At 66.4% G+C, this 15,832-nt stretch carries 14 protein-coding genes and 1 tRNA gene; 12 read left to right on the top strand and 3 right to left on the bottom strand.

Going from position 1 to position 15,832, the window contains the following annotated elements; translation table 11 throughout:
- Positions 1-9: 9 nt before the first annotated feature.
- Entirely contained in the window at positions 10-585 is a 576-nt protein-coding gene (gene dcd, locus AC5RWU_RS01105; RefSeq protein WP_494029027.1) for a dCTP deaminase, read from the bottom strand.
- 84 nt (positions 586-669) lie between these two features.
- Between dcd and AC5RWU_RS01100 the strand changes: the two genes are divergently transcribed.
- Both AC5RWU_RS01100 and AC5RWU_RS01095 read left to right on the top strand, forming a co-directional pair.
- The gene (locus AC5RWU_RS01100; RefSeq protein ID WP_494029026.1) at positions 670-1,740 is read left to right on the top strand and encodes a M4 family metallopeptidase; all 1,071 of its coding nucleotides are present in this window, start codon (positions 670-672) and stop codon (positions 1,738-1,740) included.
- Positions 1,737-2,030 (top strand): protealysin inhibitor emfourin, encoded by a 294-nt coding sequence (locus AC5RWU_RS01095; protein WP_494029025.1) that lies wholly within the window; start codon positions 1,737-1,739, stop codon positions 2,028-2,030. The genes AC5RWU_RS01100 and AC5RWU_RS01095 overlap by 4 nt, the downstream gene beginning before the upstream one ends.
- Here AC5RWU_RS01095 and AC5RWU_RS01090 read toward each other — a convergent pair.
- Complete coding sequence (locus AC5RWU_RS01090) at positions 1,948-4,188, bottom strand: MMPL family transporter (RefSeq protein WP_494029024.1); 2,241 nt, start codon at positions 4,186-4,188, stop codon at positions 1,948-1,950. The genes AC5RWU_RS01095 and AC5RWU_RS01090 overlap by 83 nt on opposite strands.
- 70 nt (positions 4,189-4,258) lie before the next feature.
- Here AC5RWU_RS01090 and AC5RWU_RS01085 point away from each other — a divergent pair, with 70 nt between their 5' ends.
- From AC5RWU_RS01085 to AC5RWU_RS01040, 10 genes are all read left to right on the top strand, one after another.
- Positions 4,259-4,765, top strand: coding sequence for a MarR family winged helix-turn-helix transcriptional regulator (locus tag AC5RWU_RS01085; RefSeq protein ID WP_494029023.1), 507 nt, complete (start codon positions 4,259-4,261; stop codon positions 4,763-4,765).
- A 372-nt stretch (positions 4,766-5,137) separates the two neighbouring features.
- The gene (locus AC5RWU_RS01080; protein ID WP_494029022.1) at positions 5,138-6,274 is read left to right on the top strand and encodes a CAP and S-layer homology domain-containing protein; all 1,137 of its coding nucleotides are present in this window, start codon (positions 5,138-5,140) and stop codon (positions 6,272-6,274) included.
- A 116-nt stretch (positions 6,275-6,390) separates the two neighbouring features.
- Positions 6,391-6,464, top strand: a tRNA-Gly gene (locus tag AC5RWU_RS01075).
- A 130-nt stretch (positions 6,465-6,594) separates the two neighbouring features.
- Positions 6,595-6,999 carry an aspartate 1-decarboxylase gene (gene panD / locus AC5RWU_RS01070; RefSeq protein WP_494029021.1) on the top strand — a complete coding sequence of 135 codons (405 nt, stop codon included), beginning with the start codon at positions 6,595-6,597 and terminating at the stop codon, positions 6,997-6,999.
- 16 nt (positions 7,000-7,015) lie between these two features.
- Positions 7,016-7,942 carry an AEC family transporter gene (locus AC5RWU_RS01065; protein ID WP_494029020.1) on the top strand — a complete coding sequence of 309 codons (927 nt, stop codon included), beginning with the start codon at positions 7,016-7,018 and terminating at the stop codon, positions 7,940-7,942.
- Between the two features lie 220 nt (positions 7,943-8,162).
- Positions 8,163-9,473, top strand: coding sequence for an extracellular solute-binding protein (locus tag AC5RWU_RS01060; RefSeq protein WP_494029019.1), 1,311 nt, complete (start codon positions 8,163-8,165; stop codon positions 9,471-9,473).
- Entirely contained in the window at positions 9,470-10,450 is a 981-nt protein-coding gene (locus AC5RWU_RS01055) for a carbohydrate ABC transporter permease (protein WP_494029018.1), read from the top strand. The genes AC5RWU_RS01060 and AC5RWU_RS01055 overlap by 4 nt, the downstream gene beginning before the upstream one ends.
- A complete protein-coding gene (locus tag AC5RWU_RS01050; RefSeq protein ID WP_494029017.1) occupies positions 10,450-11,292 on the top strand; it encodes a carbohydrate ABC transporter permease in 843 nt (280 codons plus the stop codon). Before AC5RWU_RS01055 ends, AC5RWU_RS01050 begins: the two co-directional genes overlap by 1 nt.
- 48 nt (positions 11,293-11,340) lie before the next feature.
- Positions 11,341-12,603, top strand: a complete 1,263-nt coding sequence (locus tag AC5RWU_RS01045; protein WP_494029016.1) for an ABC transporter ATP-binding protein — start codon at positions 11,341-11,343, stop codon at positions 12,601-12,603.
- Between the two features lie 101 nt (positions 12,604-12,704).
- Positions 12,705-13,673, top strand: coding sequence for a zinc ribbon domain-containing protein (locus AC5RWU_RS01040; protein WP_494036871.1), 969 nt, complete (start codon positions 12,705-12,707; stop codon positions 13,671-13,673).
- A 110-nt stretch (positions 13,674-13,783) separates the two neighbouring features.
- Here the strand turns inward: AC5RWU_RS01040 and AC5RWU_RS01035 are convergent, their stop codons facing one another.
- Positions 13,784-15,805, bottom strand: a complete 2,022-nt coding sequence (locus AC5RWU_RS01035; protein WP_494029014.1) for an NHL domain-containing thioredoxin family protein — start codon at positions 15,803-15,805, stop codon at positions 13,784-13,786.
- Positions 15,806-15,832 lie beyond the last annotated feature (27 nt).

Here is a 15,832-nt window from a genome sequence, read left to right as displayed (position 1 = left end):
GGCCCGGGCCTAGATCCGGGTGCGGTGGAAGTTCAGGTGGCTGCGCGACGCCGTCGGTCCCCGCTGGCCCTGGTAGCGATTGCCGTATTCACCGGCACCGTAGGCGTGCTCGGCAGGCGACGACAGGCGGAAAAAGCACAACTGCCCAATCTTGGAGCCTGGCCACAGTTTGATGGGCAGCGTGGCCATATTGGACAGCTCCAACGTGACGTGGCCAGAAAATCCCGGGTCGATGAATCCGGCGGTCGAGTGCGTCAGCAGCCCCAGCCGGCCCAGTGAGGACTTGCCCTCGAGCCGTGCGGCAATATCATCGGGCAGGGTGACCGTCTCGTAGGTGGACCCCAGGACAAACTCGCCCGGGTGCAGGATGAACGGCTCATCCGGGGCGACCTCGACCAGGCGGGTCAGGTCCGGTTGGTCCTGCGCGGGATCGATATGCGCGTACTTGTGGTTGTCGAACAGCCGGAACAGACGGTCGATGCGCACGTCCACGCTCGAGGGCTGCACCATCGAGGGGTCGAAGGGATCCAGGACGATGCGCTCGGCATCGATCTCGGCACGAATGTCACGGTCAGAAATCAGCACCGTCTAAAAATATCGCATCGGCTGCCTGCGGGTGGTGCCGCCGTCATTGCAGCGCCTCTGCGGCAGGTCTACCGTGGGAGCACAATGCGCTCTTCGATTGTTCCGCCCTACCTGCTGGCCCGGATCGCGTCCCTGACTGGTCCTGCTGTCCCCGGGGTTCCGGAGCTGCACCGGGCCCCGGACGCCGCCCGGCAGGCCATCGATGAAGTCGAACCGCTGCGCCGTGACCGGCAGGCAGCCACCGGCAAAACGGCACCGACCCCCACCGTGCCGGGTGCCGCCGTCGTACAACAGCTCCGGCGGATCATATCCGACGCCGGGAACGAGCTGGCGCTGCCCGGGCGCACGGTGCGCTCGGAAGGCGACCCGGCCACCGGCGACGCCGCTGCGGACGAGGCCCATGACGGCCTGGGCGCAACCTTCCGGCTGCTGGCGGACGCGTACGGCTTTCCGTCGATCGATGGCCGCGGCTCGCCGCTGCGGGCCACGGTCCACTACGGCCGGGACTATGACAATGCTTTCTGGAACGGCGAACGCGTGGTGGCCGGCGACGGCGACGGCGAGGTCTTCGAGCGGTTCACCAAATCGGTAACGGTGTTCGGACACGAGCTGGCCCACGGTTTCACGCAGCACACGACGCAGCTGGTCTACGCGGGGCAGTCCGGGGCGCTGAACGAACATGTCTCCGATGTGTTCGGCGTGCTCGTGGAACAGTACCTGCTGCGCCAGAGCGCCGAGGATGCTAGCTGGCTGATCGGAGCGGGCATCTTCACCCCGCAGATCAGGGCAGCGGCGCTGCGCTCCCTGAAGGCCCCGGGCACCGCCTACGACGATCCGCTCATCGGCACGGATCCGCAGCCGGCGCATATGTCGGGCTTTGTGCGGACGACCGAGGATAACGGCGGCGTCCATATCAATTCCGGCATTCCGAACCGTGCCTTCTACCTGGCCGCAGCCGCGCTGGGCGGCCATGCCTGGGAGCGCCCGGGAACCGTGTGGTTCGATGCCCTCACCGGGACGAAGGTCCCCTCCGACTGCAGCTTCGCGCGCTTTGCGGAGGCGACGACGGAAGCGGCGTCCGAGCGCTTTGGCGCGGCCTCCGCGGAAGCCGGTGCGGTCCTCGTCGCCTGGCAGGAAACAGGAGTAGTGGAGTGAAAATCACCGTGTCCAGGACGGGAGGCTTCGCGGGAATCCGCCGCACCTGGAGCCTGGAGGTGGACCGGGATGAAGACCAGCGCTGGCTGCCGCTGATCGAGGCGTGCCCCTGGGACGAGATCCCCGAGGAAACTACTCCCACCCCGGACTCCTATACCTACCGCATCTGCGTGGACCGGCAGGAGGCTTCCATCCCCGAACGCTTCCTCACCGGGCCCTGGCGCGAACTTGTGGACCGGACCCGGGAGCAGGGCCGGCCGCTGCTGGATCCTGGCCCGTATCCGGAGTAGTGCCTTCCGGATCCCGGGCGAGCCGGGACGGCCACCAGATCGCCGGACCAGTGTCGTAGGCCAGAGCAGGCACCAGCAGCGAGCGCACGAGGAGAGTGTCCAGGAGCACTCCGAAGGCCACGATGAAGGCGATCTGCGCCAGGAACAGGATCGGAATCACACCCAACGCCGCGAAGGTAGCGGCCAGCACGATCCCGGCAGAGGTGATCACCCCGCCGGTGACGCGCAGTCCGCGCAGCACACCGTCCCGGGTGCCCGAGCGGAGGCTCTCCTCACGAACCCGCGTCATCAGGAAGATGTTGTAATCGACTCCGAGTGCCACCAGGAACACGAACCCGAAGAGCGGCACCGAGGCGTCCGCACCGGGGAATCCCAGGACATGGTTGAACACGAGCGCGGAGACCCCGAGGGTGGCCGCATAGGACAGGGCTACGCTGCCCACGAGCAGCAGCGCAGCCACAACGGACCGCAGCAGCACCATCAGGATCAGTGTGATGACCAGCAGTACGATCGGCAGGATCTTGGCAAAGTCGGCCTGGGCGGTGTCGTTGGTGTCCACTGCCGTTGCCGTCACGCCGCCGACTAATGCCTGGGGATCCGCTGCGGGCAGCGCACGCCGAAGTTCGCGAACGGCGTCCTCCGCTTCCTCTGAGTCTGCTTCATAGGCCAAGGTCGCGGTGATCAGCACGCTGCCCTCCCGCACCAACGGGCTTCCGGCTGCGGAGGCAGGTCCACCGGCCTCAGCGCCTGCGGATCCCGTGAGCAAAGACGCCTGGGCGATTCCCTCGGTGCTCTCCACGAGCTCCAGTACTGCGCCGGCCTTCGGCTCGGTGGCGAGGATCGTCACCGGGCTGCCGCTGCCGGCGTCGAAATGACGGGCCTGCGCCTGCTGGCCGTCCGCTGCGTCCGACTCGCTGAGGACCAGGTCCGTCTGCGCCACACCGTGGGCCTGCAACTGGAACAGACCACCGCAGAGCAGCACCAGCAGCGCGGTGGACGTGATCCAAGTGGTGCGAGGCCGCGCGGCCACCAAGCGCGCAACGCCGCTCCAGACTCCGCGGGTGGCGGTCCGGGCTTCGTTGGCCTCGGCTCCCCCCGCTCCGGAAGGGCCAGGCCTGGGCGTGAACGGCCAGAAGGCCGTGCGGCCAAACATCGCCAGCAGTGCCGGCAGGAAGGAAAGCGACGCCAGCAGGGCGAAAATGATTCCGACGGCGGCAATCGGTCCCAGGCTGCGGTTGGACTGGAGATCGGAGAAAAGCAGGCACAGCAACGCAAGGACGACCGTGGCGGCCGACGCGACGATCGGTTCGGCCGAGCCGCGCACTGCCGTCCGCAGCGCTGCCCAGCTGGATGCGCTCCTCGTGAGCGCCTCCCGGTACCGGGCTACCAGCAGCAGCGCGTAGTCGGTGGCCGCTCCGATCACGAGGATGGACAGGATGCCCTGGCTCTGGCCGTTGAGCTGGATCCAGCCGGCACTGGCCATCAGGTAGACGGTCAGGATGGCCGCGCACAGCGCGAAGACCGAGGTCAGGAGCACCAGGAACGGAAGGATGACCGAGCGGTAGACCACCAGCAGGATGACAAAGACAGCCCCCAGCGCCACCAGCAGCAGCAGCCCGTCAACGCCGCCGAATGCGCTGACCAGATCCGCAGTCAGGCCCGCCGGGCCGGTTACGTAGCCTCTGGTTCCTGCAGGCAGCTCCTGTGCGACGACCTCCCGCAACTGCGCCACCGTCTCCTTGAGTTCCGCATCATCGCTGATGGGAACAATGAACTGCACCGCCAAGCCGTCCTCCGAAGGGACCGGACCGATGACGGAGGGTGCCTGCGGGCTGGCAGCGGGCTGCACGCCGCCAATCTCTGCCATCCGGCCCCCGATCTCCGCATAGCCGGCGAGGTCCTGGCCGTTCAGCCCGGTCTCGGATTCGAAGATCACGATGGCAGGAATGGCGTCCGACTCGGTGAATTTCCGCTGCCACTCGCCCGCCTCCGTGGACTCCGCGCTGGCGGGGAGGAAGGAAGCCTGGTCATTCGTCAAGACTTCGGAGATCCTGCCAAACATCGGCCCGCCCACTGCCGCGCTGGCGAGCCAGATCAGGATGAGCACCGCGGGCAGCAGCAGCCGAAGTCTCGTTCCCGGGGCGTGACGGGGGGTCATGGGATCCTCCTCAGATCATCCATCTCTCCACCGCAGAATATCTCTACGATGGAAACAATATACTGGAACGATGACCACTTCCCCGGACAATCCTGCCGCGGGCAGCACAGAACTCCTCTACGCGCTGCAGCGCTTCACCGTTGAGACCGAGCGCTTCATCGACTCCCTGAGCCGCAAGCACGGAATACACCGCACGGACCTGAACGCACTGAATGTGCTTGTCGAAGCCGAACGAACGGGACGGTCGGCGACCCCCGGCACCCTGGGTGCCGCACTGCAGCTAAGTTCCCCTGCCACCACCGCGCTGATCGACCGCTTGGAGCGCGCGGGGTACCTGCGGCGGCGGCGGAGCCCCTCGGACCGCCGCCGGGTGGAACTGGAAACGTCCGACACTGCCCGCGCCACGGGTTCAGCGATCTTCGGTCCGCTCGCGCAGGAGCTGCAGAAGGTGATTTCCGCCCACCGCCCCGAGGATGTGCAGCTGCTCTCGCAGTTCGCGCAGGAACTAGCGGATGCCGTGGCCCGTGCGCGCGTAGCCGGGGATGCCGAGCCATCGGAACGGCCGCCGCACCAGTAACGGGGCATCACCAGGGCAGGACCGGAAGGGCGGCAGTCAGCCGCCGCCTGCCTCCGCCATCTCCCCTCCCGCATGTTACGCACGTGACTCTTGTCACTATTGTTACAATAGGGACTGCTGAGACACTTGCGGTTCGGGGCAGCCACTTTTCCGCACCACCTGCGGAATACCGGGCTGTCCAGGCCCGCTGCGGTGCCTCATGGCCACCATCCTGCATCCTGCGCACTTAGACCGGCCGAAAGAACCGTTCTTCCGGGACGGTTATTGTTTGACCCGAATCCGCAGGGGGATCCGGCAGAAGCAGGACGGACGTTGCACAGTCCGTGCGATCTGCCATGCCCGAATACTTCTCGACTCCAGGGGACGACCACTATGAAGAAACACTCTGCCTACGCCGTCGCCACATCCGCCGGCCTGATGGCGGCTCTGGCACTGGGCACGGTGCCGGCACCGGCAGCCGCCGCCGCACCGGCCGCCGCCATCCAGTCCACGGCGCCGGCAGCAGTGGCCGCAGCCTCCTACTCCGACTCGTTCGCCAAGCAGACCTTCGATCTAATGAATGCCGAACGAAGCCGGGCCGGCGTCCGCCCCATGGCCTGGCACCAGAGCATTGCCAACGTCTCCCAGGACTGGGCCGCGCATCTGGGCAGCGCCACCGCCAAACCCGGCTTCAACATGGCCAACATCCACCGTTATGACGGCGGCGGATCGCTGATCCCCGGCGGTGCGAGCTGGTACCGGGAGATCATTGCCTTCAATTACACGCCGCGGGCCATCGTGGACTTCTGGATGTCTTCACCCGCCCACAAGGCGATCCTGCTGGACCCCCGGGCAACGCACGCCGGACTGGGTTACGTTGTCCCGACGTCGGGGCCCTACAAGGGTATGTGGATGGTCGTCTCGAATCTGGCCGCGTATCCGGGCACGCCGTCGCAGGGATCGGCCGGCCCCAGCGGGCCCTTCTGGGACACCGGCGCCTCGGGATTCGTCAAGGAAATCACCTGGATGAAGAACCGCGGCATCACCACCGGCTGGCCCAACGGCTCCTTCCGCCCCTTGGACGCAGTGAACCGCGAGTCGATGGCTGCCTTCATGTACCGGATGGCCGGCTCCCCGGCCTACGCCCCGCCCCGCACATCCCCCTTCGCCGACGTGCCGACCAGCCATATGTACTACAAGGAAATCGCCTGGATGCATGCCAAGGGAATCTCAACCGGCTGGGCGGACCGAACCTTCCGCCCCTACGAGCCGGTTCAGCGCGAGTCGATGGCAGCATTCATGCACCGCTATGCCGCTGCAGTCTGCGGAGTCAACCGGTACGGCCACCGCTCCTTCACCGACATGAACACCTCCATCTTCGCCAACTTCATCGCCTGGATGGGCGGCCATGGAATCTCGACCGGGTACCCGGACGGCTCCTTCCATCCCGCCGAAGCAGTCAACCGCGAATCGATGTCAGCCTTCATGTACCGGCTGGACGGCCACATCAAGGCCTACGGCGGATGCTGACCGCTCCCAGCCCCCCGCCCGCACCATGTCATGGTTCGGAGTCTGCGGCCGGCTGAGGTAAGCTAAGTTTCGTCGTTTTACCGGGATCCGGTGCCGCCCCGGCGGCCGGTCCCAGTGCGGGCGTAGCTCAATGGCAGAGCGCTAGCTTCCCAAGCTCGATACGCGGGTTCGATTCCCGTCGCCCGCTCCACCCAACGGCGCCTTTGGCTCCCAGACCGGATGCCGGCGTCGTACATCCGGACGCTGCAGCAGCAGTGTGTCCAGTGACACATGGAAGCTCCCCCGCGGCACGCGTAGAATAAGCTGCTGTGAATCGCAGAATGTTTAAGTCCAAGATCCACCGCGCCACGGTCACGCACGCGGATCTCCACTACGTTGGCTCCGTCACCGTGGATATGGATCTGCTGGAGGCTGCCGACATTTTGCCCGGCGAGCTGGTCTCCATCGTCGATGTCACCAACGGCGCCCGCCTTGAGACGTACACCATCGAGGGTGAGCGCGGCACCGGCGTCATCGGCATCAACGGCGCCGCAGCCCACCTGATCCATGAGGGCGACATCGTCATCCTCATCTCCTATGCGGACATGACCACGGACGAGGCGAAGGCCTACGTCCCCACCGTGGTCCACGTCGACGCGGCCAACAGGATCAAGCAGCTCGGCTCCGATCCGGCCGAGTCCGTCACCGAAGAGGTACAGCGCCCGCCGTACGCGGTCGCACGCTGATCGCCGGCCGCAGCCTGTGCTGGGGGTCATTTCCGGGTTTTCCATTGTCTGGATCATCATTCTGGTCGGCATGTTCATCGGCCGCACCGGAGTCCTCGGTGAGCGTGCGCAGCCGGTACTGAGCCGGCTCGCATTCTTCGTCGCCAGCCCCGCCCTGCTGCTGGAAACGCTCAGCCAGACGGACCTGCGGGAGGTCTTTTCCGGCTCCCTGCTTGTCGCGGCCGCCAGCGCGCTGGTCACCGGCGTCCTGTTCTTCCTGGTGGCCCGGCTCTGGCTGAAGCGGGAGACACCGGAGTCCCTGATGGGCGGCGTCTCCGCCTCGCTGGTCAACTCCGCGAACCTTGGCCTTCCTATCGCCGCCTACGTACTGGGCGACGCCGCGCTGGTGGCGCCGGTGCTGATTTTCCAGCTGGCCTTCTACAGTCCGCTCCACCTGATGCTGATGGACTCCACCACGTCCCGGCACCGCACCACTCCTGTGAGTTTCCTGGTGCAGATCGTGCGGAACCCGATCATCATCGGCTCGATGATCGGCCTGCTCCTCGCCGCCACCGGATCGACCCTGCCGGAGCTGGTGATGGAGCCGATCCGGCTGATCGGCGGGGCGGCCATTCCGGCGATGCTCCTGGCCTTCGGCGTGTCGCTCTACGGCTCCCGGCCGCTGCGGGCGGCGGACGGGCGGCGGCTGGACGTGCTCATCGCCTCGGTGTTCAAGCTGGTCCTCCAGCCGCTGCTGGCCTACCTGCTGGCCGCCTTCGGCCTGGGCCTTGAGGGCCACGAACTGTTTACCGCTGTCGTGCTGGCCGCACTGCCCACCGCGCAGAATGTCTTCGTAGCCGCCGCCCGGTACGAACGCGGGGTGGTGGTCGCGAAGGACACGGTGCTGGTCACCACGGTCGTGGCGATTCCGGCACTGATGGCGGTCGCCGCGCTGCTGGCCTGAGCCTTGCCGACCGGGCCCCGGCGGCGCGCCGGCGGCTCGACCACGGTGCGCCCCGATGCGGCCGCGGGCACTGAATGGTGACAATTTGACAGCGATCCCGGCACCATAGGTGGCACCAATCACAAACACGGCATATCGTCATTGCGAAGGTTGCTTATGATCCTCAGGCTGACCGGCCTGGGGATCCGGCTGTCTACGACGATGTGGAGGCAGGAACCCCATGCCGATCGATCGAATGCTGCGCACCCGGCGCTGGCCCTGGGCTGCGGGGGTCACAGCTGCCCTGGCCGGCACCCTCCTCACCGGCTGCAGTCCGGCCAGTGCCACCCCGACGCTGACCTGGTACATCAACCCGGACGACGGCGGCCAGGAGGCTATCGCGCAGAAGTGCACCGCCGCGGCGGACGGCAGGTACCGGATCCAGACTTCCCTGCTGCCCAATGATGCGGCCTCCCAGCGCGAACAGCTCGCCCGCCGCCTGGCCGCCGGAGACACCTCGCTGGACATCATGAGCCTGGATCCGCCCTTCATCCCGGAACTCGCCGAACCGGGTTTCCTGGCGCCGGTGCCGGAAGACGTGGCGGAACGCACCACGCAGAATGTGGTGGAAGGCGCCCTGCAGGGAGCCATGTGGGAGGACCGGCTGGTGACGGTGCCGTTCTGGGCCAACACCCAGATCCTCTGGTATCGGAAGTCCGTGGCCCAGGCGGCCGGGCTGGACATGTCCCAGCCGGTGACCTGGGACCAGCTGATGGATGCTGCGGCCAGCCAGGAGAAGTTCCTGGGGGTCCAGGGCGCGCGGGCCGAGTCCATGACGGTCTGGGTCAATGCGCTGGTGGAGTCGGCCGGCGGGCAGATCCTGGAGAATCCGGAGGCGCCAGCGGACCAGCTGGAACTCGGGCTGGATTCGGACGCCGGCAGGGAAGCGGCACGGATCGTCTCCCGGATCGGCGGGGAAGGCCTGGGCGGGCCGGGCCTGCCCACCCAGAACGAAAACGTTTCGCTGCTCAACTTCCGGACGAACGAAGGCTCCTTCATGGTCAACTATCCCTTCGTCTGGCCGGCGACCAACGCCGCCGTCGAGGAGGAAACCGTGGAGCAGAGCATGCTGGACGATATCGGCTGGACGCTCTACCCGCGGGTCCATCCCGACCAGGAAACCGCTCCCCCGCTGGGCGGCATCAACCTCGGCGTCGGAGCGAAGAGCGACCATCCGGAACTGGCCTACGAGGCCATCGAATGCATCGTCAGCCCGGAGAACCAGACGGAGTATTTCATCACCAACGGCAATCCGCCGTCGAACACCACCTCCTACGACGACCCTGCCGTCACCGAGTCGTTCCCCATGGCCGGGGTTATCCGGGATTCGCTGCAGCTGGCGGCGCCCCGGCCGCAGACACCGTACTACAACGAAATATCCACCGGACTGCAGCAAGACTGGACTCCCCCGGATGCGGTCGATCCGCAAACGACCCCCACGGCCACCGAGGAGTTCATCATCGCCGTGCTACGAGGGGAGAAACTGCTGTGAGCGCGCCCACAGTAACCCGGACCGCGGAAGAACCGCGTCCGCGCAAAGCCGGAGGCAAGGACAGAGGCAGGACCAGAGGCAGCGAACGGACCCGGGCGGAGGCCCGGCTGGGCTGGTACCTGGCCGGGCCGGCGTTCGTGATCATGCTGGCGGTCACCGCCTATCCCATCCTCCAGGCCCTCTATGATTCGCTCTTCAGCTTCCGCCTGACCACCCCGGATACCCGCGAGTTCATCGGCCTGACCAACTATGGGGTCATCCTCACGGACCAGGTGTTCTGGCGGGACCTCGGCGTCACGCTGCTGATCACGATCGTCACCGTCGTCGTCGAACTCATCCTGGGCTTCGCACTGGCACTGGTGATGCACAAGGCGATCACCCAGCTGCGGGGCCTGCTGCGGACGGCGATCCTGGTCCCCTACGGGATCATCACGGTGGTCTCCGCCTTCGCCTGGTTCTACGCCTTCGACATCAACTCCGGTTACATCAACCGCTGGTTTGACTGGGTTCCGGGCATTTCGCCGGACCTGAACTGGTTCTCCGAATGGGGCCCGTCGATGTTCGTCATCATGGTCTCCGAAATCTGGAAGACGACGCCGTTCATCTCGCTGCTGCTGCTGGCCGGCCTGGCGCAGGTGCCGGGGGAACTGACTGAGGCGGCGAAGGTGGACGGCGCCACCTGGTGGGAGCAGATGCGCAAGGTCATCATCCCAAACATGAAGGCGGCCATCATGGTGGCGGTGCTGTTCCGCGCACTGGACGCCTTCCGGATCTTCGACAATGTGTTCATCATGACCAAGGGCGCCTTCGGCACGGAAGTGTTGTCGGTGCTGGCCTACCGGACCTCAATCTCACGGCTGGAGATCGGGCTGGGCTCGGCGGTGTCCGTGCTGCTGTTCATCTGCGTCCTGGTCATCTGCTTCCTGGCCATCAAGATCTTCAAGGTCGATCTGGCCGGCACCCGGGGAGGCCAGTGATGCGCAATCTCTCCACCCGGATGAAGTGGGTCTGGTCACTGGTCGCCGTCCTGGTGCTGGTCTACGCGCTGTTCCCGGTCTTCTCGATCCTCGCTACCTCCTTTAAGCAGCCCAGCGACCTGACCTCCGGGAAGCTGCTGCCGACCACCTGGAACACGGCCAACTACGAGGAGATCCTGGTCGGGGACGCCCAGGGCCTGTTCCTGTCGGCGCTGCGCAACTCCATCGGCATCTCGCTCATCGCGACCTTTGTCGCCGTCGTCCTGGCCACGCTGTGCGCCTACGGGATTGCGCGGCTGAACTTCCCCGGCAAGAAGCTGGTCCTGACCACCGCGCTGGCGGTCTCCATCTTCCCTGTGATCTCCATCGTGACCCCGCTGTTCAACGTCTGGCGGACCATTGGCCTCTACGACACCTGGCTGGGCCTGATCATCCCGTACCTGTCGCTGACACTGCCCATCTCCATCTGGACTCTGGCGGCGTTCTTCCGCCAGATTCCATGGGAACTGGAGCAGGCAGCCCAGGTGGACGGTGCCACAACGTGGCAGGCGTTCCGCAAGGCCATCGTCCCGCTGGCCGCCCCCGGGGTTTTTACGACGGCGATCATCGCCTTCTTCATCGCCTGGAACGACTTCGTGTACGGCATCTCGCTCACCTCGACCGAGGCGGCGCGGCCGGTGCCGGCGGCGCTGGCCTTCTTCACCGGCGCCTCCCAGTTCGAAGCGCCGGTGGGCGCGATCTCGGCTGCCGCGATCATCGTCACAATTCCCATCGTGGTGCTGGTCCTGGTCTTCCAGCGCCAGATCGTCGCCGGCCTGACCCAGGGCGCGGTCAAGGGCTGAGCGCGCGATGCCAAGACTTTGTAAACCCCAAGAAGAGGACCTGTTGCCATGGCCGCAATTACCCTGAAGAACATCGTTAAGCAGTACGGAGACGGCTTCCCGGCTGTCAATGACGTCAGCATCGACATCGAGGACGGGGAATTCATCATCCTCGTGGGCCCCTCCGGCTGCGGAAAATCGACGCTGCTGCGGATGATCGTGGGGCTTGAGGACATCACCTCCGGCGATTTGCTGATCAACGGCCAGCGGGTCAACGACAAGGCCCCGCGCGACCGGAACCTGGCGATGGTGTTCCAGAACTATGCCCTGTACCCGCACCTGACGGTCTTCGAGAACATCGCCTTCCCGCTGCGCCTGGCCAAGAACAAGCACAGCGAGGAAGACATCCAGAAGCGGGTCAAGGATGCGGCCCGGACCCTTGAGCTCATGGAGCACCTGGACCGCAAGCCCGCCAACCTCTCCGGCGGCCAGCGGCAGCGGGTGGCCATGGGCCGGGCGATCGTCCGCCATGCCGATGCCTTCCTCTTCGATGAGCCGCTCTCCAACCTGGACGCCAAGCTAAGAGGCCAGATGCGCTCCGAAATCTCCCAGATGCAGCGCAGGCTGGGTGTCACGTCCGTGTACGTGACCCACGACCAGACCGAGGCCATGACCCTGGGCGACCGCGTAGCGGTGCTGAAAAAGGGCGTGCTGCAGCAGATCGCTTCGCCGCGGGAACTGTATGAACAGCCGGTCAACCTGTTCGTCGCCGGATTCATTGGGTCACCGTCGATGAACTTCCTGCCGGCAACCATTGAAGCTGCGGCCGGCGGCACCCTGCTGCGCACCCCGATCGGCGACATCCCGGTTCCGGCGGACACGGCAGGCAAGGCGGCCGGCCGATCCGTGGTCCTGGTCGGCATCCGGCCGGAGTACTTCGAGGACGCTGGCCTGGTCGACGAGGCCAAGCGTGCCAATGGCTCCGTCTTTACCGCGGAGCTGACCCACACCGAATGGCTGGGCAACGAGCAGTACGGCTATATCAACTTCGATCCCTCGCCGGAAGTCAGGGCACTGCTGAGCGGATTGGCCAGGGATATGGACGCGGAGGAACTGCGGCCGCAGGTGGTCGTGACGCTGGATCCGGGCAGCCGCATCCGGGCAGGCTATCCGGCGGAAATCTGGCTGGACACCAGGAAACTGCATCTGTTCGACCCGGAGACCGGCGACAACCTGACCCGGGATGCGGCAGCGGGCGCGGCGCTGACCGAGGAGGCCAACACCGTACGGGCGGAGCAGATCTCCCATGCCCAGGAGCGGGTCGCGTCCTGACTTCCGCTTGTCCCCCCGCCCGGTAACCTGCCGCAACCCGTTCCCCGGGTTCCCGGGCACGAGCAGGTAACCTGTGGAGGGTGCAGGCAACATCACAGGTCGTGAAAGTCGTGGCAGCATGGCTGCTGGGACTGATGCTTGTTGTGGTCGCGGCGATTGTGACGGTATTCGTCGTCAATACCAACGTCTACGGCCCCGAGCAGCAGGTCCGCAGCTATTTCGATGCCCTCCGCAACGGCGAAGGCGAAAAGGCCTTGGGGCTGCTCAACGCCTCCGTTCCGGACGCGAATGCCGCGATGCTCGACGGCCCGGCGCTGACGGCCTCCGCCCAGTCACTGGAGGACGTGGAGGTCGGCAAGGCCCGCAAGCTGGATGAGCGGCACGTGGAGATTCCGGTGACTTACCGGCTGGACGGCCAGGAGAAGAGCAGCACCTTCGGCCTGGAGAAGACGGGTACGGACTGGCTGTTTTTCAACAAGTGGGCCTTCGTTCCCAGCGCCCTGCCGACCATCGAGGTATCCGTCGTCAACAAGCAGGAAGCCACCCTCAACGGCACCGAGGTCGCCCTGCCCGACGGCAGGAACCGCTTCGCGGTGTTCTACCCCGGAAAATTCGAAGCGACCTACACGTCCGAGAACTTTGCCGCACCCGCGACCTCGGCCGTCGTCGTTGGGCGCCAGCCGGCGGAAGCCGCACGCCTGATGCTCTCCACCGAAGCCACGCCCAAGCTGGTGGAGGACGTCAATGCCCAGGTCCGCGGATTCCTGGACGACTGCACCCAGCAGAAGGTGCTCGCACCGGCCGGCTGCCCGTTCTTCCACTTCACCAACAACCGCATCAACGGCGACATCAACTGGAGCATCACTGAATATCCCGAAGTGGTCATCGAGCCGTTCCAGGGCGGCTGGGTCCTGAAGCCGCTCTCCGGCAAGGCTGAACTGAACACCACGGAGGTGGACCTCTTCACCGGCGCGGCTGCTCCGCTGCATGTCGTCCAGGAATTCAACTTCACGGCCCGGCTGGCGGTTTCGGACACGACCACCACCGTCACGCCCGTCGTCAACTACTAAGCCGGCCCCCCTCCCACTACCCGCGAAACCTCAGTTTTTGCTGGATTTCCTCCTGAAAACCAGCAAAAACTGAGGTTTCGCCTGGGGTGTATGGGGTGAGAAGGCCGGGGTCAGTCCAGCCCGCGCAGGTCCAGCGTCAGCTCGCTGTCGCCGGCGGCGGTCAGCACCACGGGGATGCCCCAGTCCTGCTGGTACAGGTGGCAGGCGGCGTGGTCCGGGATCTCGCCGCCGGGCTCCCCGTCGCAGGCCGCGGCCCGGGCGGTGATGTGCAGGACGCCCTCGGCCACCTCCGGATTCAGCACCAGATCGCGCAGGAGCCCCACGGAGGTTCCGCCGCCGGAAACCAGCAGTTCCTCCGGGGAGGATGAGATCTTCAGCTGCGTCGGGTCGCCCCAGCGGTCGTCCAGCTTCTGGCCCTTGGGTGCCTTGAAACGGACGGTCAGCCCCAGCGCCCCGGGAGCCACCGTGGTCTTCGGACGCTGTGTCTGCGACGCGCCTTCGTCCACCTGCTGGGCTTCCTTGGGGATGGGAATGCGGATCAGCTGATGCTTGTTCGCCTCGACCACGATCAGCAGCGGTTCCGGGCCGGCGGTGTCCAGCAGCACGTCGGAGGGTTCGGCCAGGCCGCGGGCCAGGGTCGAAACCGTCCGGGTCGCCGGATCGAAGCGCCGTACGGCGCCGTTGTACGTATCCGCCACCGCGACGGAACCGTCCGGCAGCGCGGCCACGCCCAGCGGGTGCTGCAGGCGTGCCTGGGAGGCGTCGCCGTCGCGGAAACCGAAGTCGAACAGGCCGGTTCCGACGGCGGTGCCCACCTCGATGCCGCTCCGGCCGTCGTTCCCGGCGAAGGTGATCACCCGGACCGCCGATGTTTCCGAATCGGCAACCCAGATGTTGCCGTGGGCGTCCTCGGCCAGGCCGGAGGACTGGGCGAACCAGGCGTTGCCGGGCGCACCGTCGAGCAGGCCCTCGTTGCCGGTTCCGGCGAAGATTTCGACGGCGCCGGTCACCGGGTCGAAGGCAAAGATCTGGTGCACCCCGGCCATCGCCACGACCACCTGCTCCAGCTTCGTGGACCACACCACGTCCCACGGGGAGGACAGCGAAATGGCCAGCGGATCGTGGTCGCCGCGCGCGTCGACGGTGGAGATATCCTCGCCGGCGGCCCGGGGCCCGGTCTGCGCCGGCGGCTCGACCACGGTACGCCCGGAGGTACCGGCCGGGCTGGCTGCGGGTGCGGCCGCCGGGGCGGCCAAGGCGTTGCCCGCGTCCAGCAGGCGCTGCACGCCGTTGCCGGCGACGGTCGCCACCTCGCCGGTGGCCAGGTTCACGCCGCGGAGCCGGTGGTTGACCGAGTCCGCCACGACGACGTCGTACCCCACCTGGGCGCGCACGGCCTCAGGCAGCAGGACCAGACCCTGGGGCTCGTTGAAGCGGGCGTCGTCCGCGCCGCCGTCGTGCCAGCCCTTGGTGCCGGATCCGTAGGTGCGCAGCACCGTGGCCAGATCCGGTCCCAGTTCCACCAGGCGGTGGTGGCCGGTGTCACTGATTAAGAAGGAGCCGTCAACGGATCCGACGCCGGCGGGCAGGGAGATGACCTTGCCCGGGAAGCGCAGGTCCCCCGCGGTGGAGGGAGCCGGCACGTAGGGGCCGTCGCCGCGGTGCAGCGTGCCCTTGGCCTCATGCTCCTCGATCAGTTCCTCGACCAGCGAGCCCAGACCGGAGGAGTGGCCCTCGCCGGCCAGGTGGGCGACGATGTAGCCTTCCGGATCGACCACCACCAGGGTCGGCCATGCGCGGGCCGCGTAGGCCTGCCAGGTCTCCAGCTCCGGATCGTCCAGGACCGGGTGGTGGATCTCGTACCGTTCCACGGCGGCGGCCAGCGCCACTGGGTCGGCCTCATGTTCGAACTTGGGTGAGTGGACGCCGACGGTCACCAGCACGTCCTTGTACTTCTCCTCCAGTGGACGCAGCTCGTCCAGGACGTGGAGGCAGTTAATGCAGCAGAAGGTCCAGAAATCGAGCAACACGATCTTGCCGCGCAGGTCCTCCAGGTTCAGGCTCTTGTCGCCGGTGTTCAGCCAGCCGCGGCCTGTCAGTTCGGAGGCGCGGACGCGGTAGTTGGTTCTCATCAGTGTCCTATACTTCTCAGTCAGCGG

The sequence above is a fragment of the Arthrobacter sp. B0427-1-12 genome (assembly GCF_059092905.1).
Note: the sequence above shows the minus strand (reverse complement) of the source record. Positions and strands in the feature narration are given on the sequence as shown.

Bases quoted from the DNA above. Each gene is read 5' to 3' on its own strand.
- AC5RWU_RS01100 (WP_494029026.1), top strand. From the start codon at position 670: ATGCGCTCTTCGATTGTTCCGCCCTACCTGCTGGCCCGGATCGCGTCC.
- AC5RWU_RS01090 (WP_494029024.1), bottom strand. From the start codon at position 4,188: ATGACCCCCCGTCACGCCCCGGGAACGAGACTTCGGCTGCTGCTGCCC.
- AC5RWU_RS01085 (WP_494029023.1), top strand. From the start codon at position 4,259: ATGACCACTTCCCCGGACAATCCTGCCGCGGGCAGCACAGAACTCCTC.
- AC5RWU_RS01080 (WP_494029022.1), top strand. From the start codon at position 5,138: ATGAAGAAACACTCTGCCTACGCCGTCGCCACATCCGCCGGCCTGATG.
- panD (WP_494029021.1), top strand. From the start codon at position 6,595: ATGTTTAAGTCCAAGATCCACCGCGCCACGGTCACGCACGCGGATCTC.
- AC5RWU_RS01060 (WP_494029019.1), top strand. From the start codon at position 8,163: ATGCCGATCGATCGAATGCTGCGCACCCGGCGCTGGCCCTGGGCTGCG.
- AC5RWU_RS01050 (WP_494029017.1), top strand. From the start codon at position 10,450: ATGCGCAATCTCTCCACCCGGATGAAGTGGGTCTGGTCACTGGTCGCC.
- AC5RWU_RS01045 (WP_494029016.1), top strand. From the start codon at position 11,341: ATGGCCGCAATTACCCTGAAGAACATCGTTAAGCAGTACGGAGACGGC.
- AC5RWU_RS01035 (WP_494029014.1), bottom strand. From the start codon at position 15,805: ATGAGAACCAACTACCGCGTCCGCGCCTCCGAACTGACAGGCCGCGGC.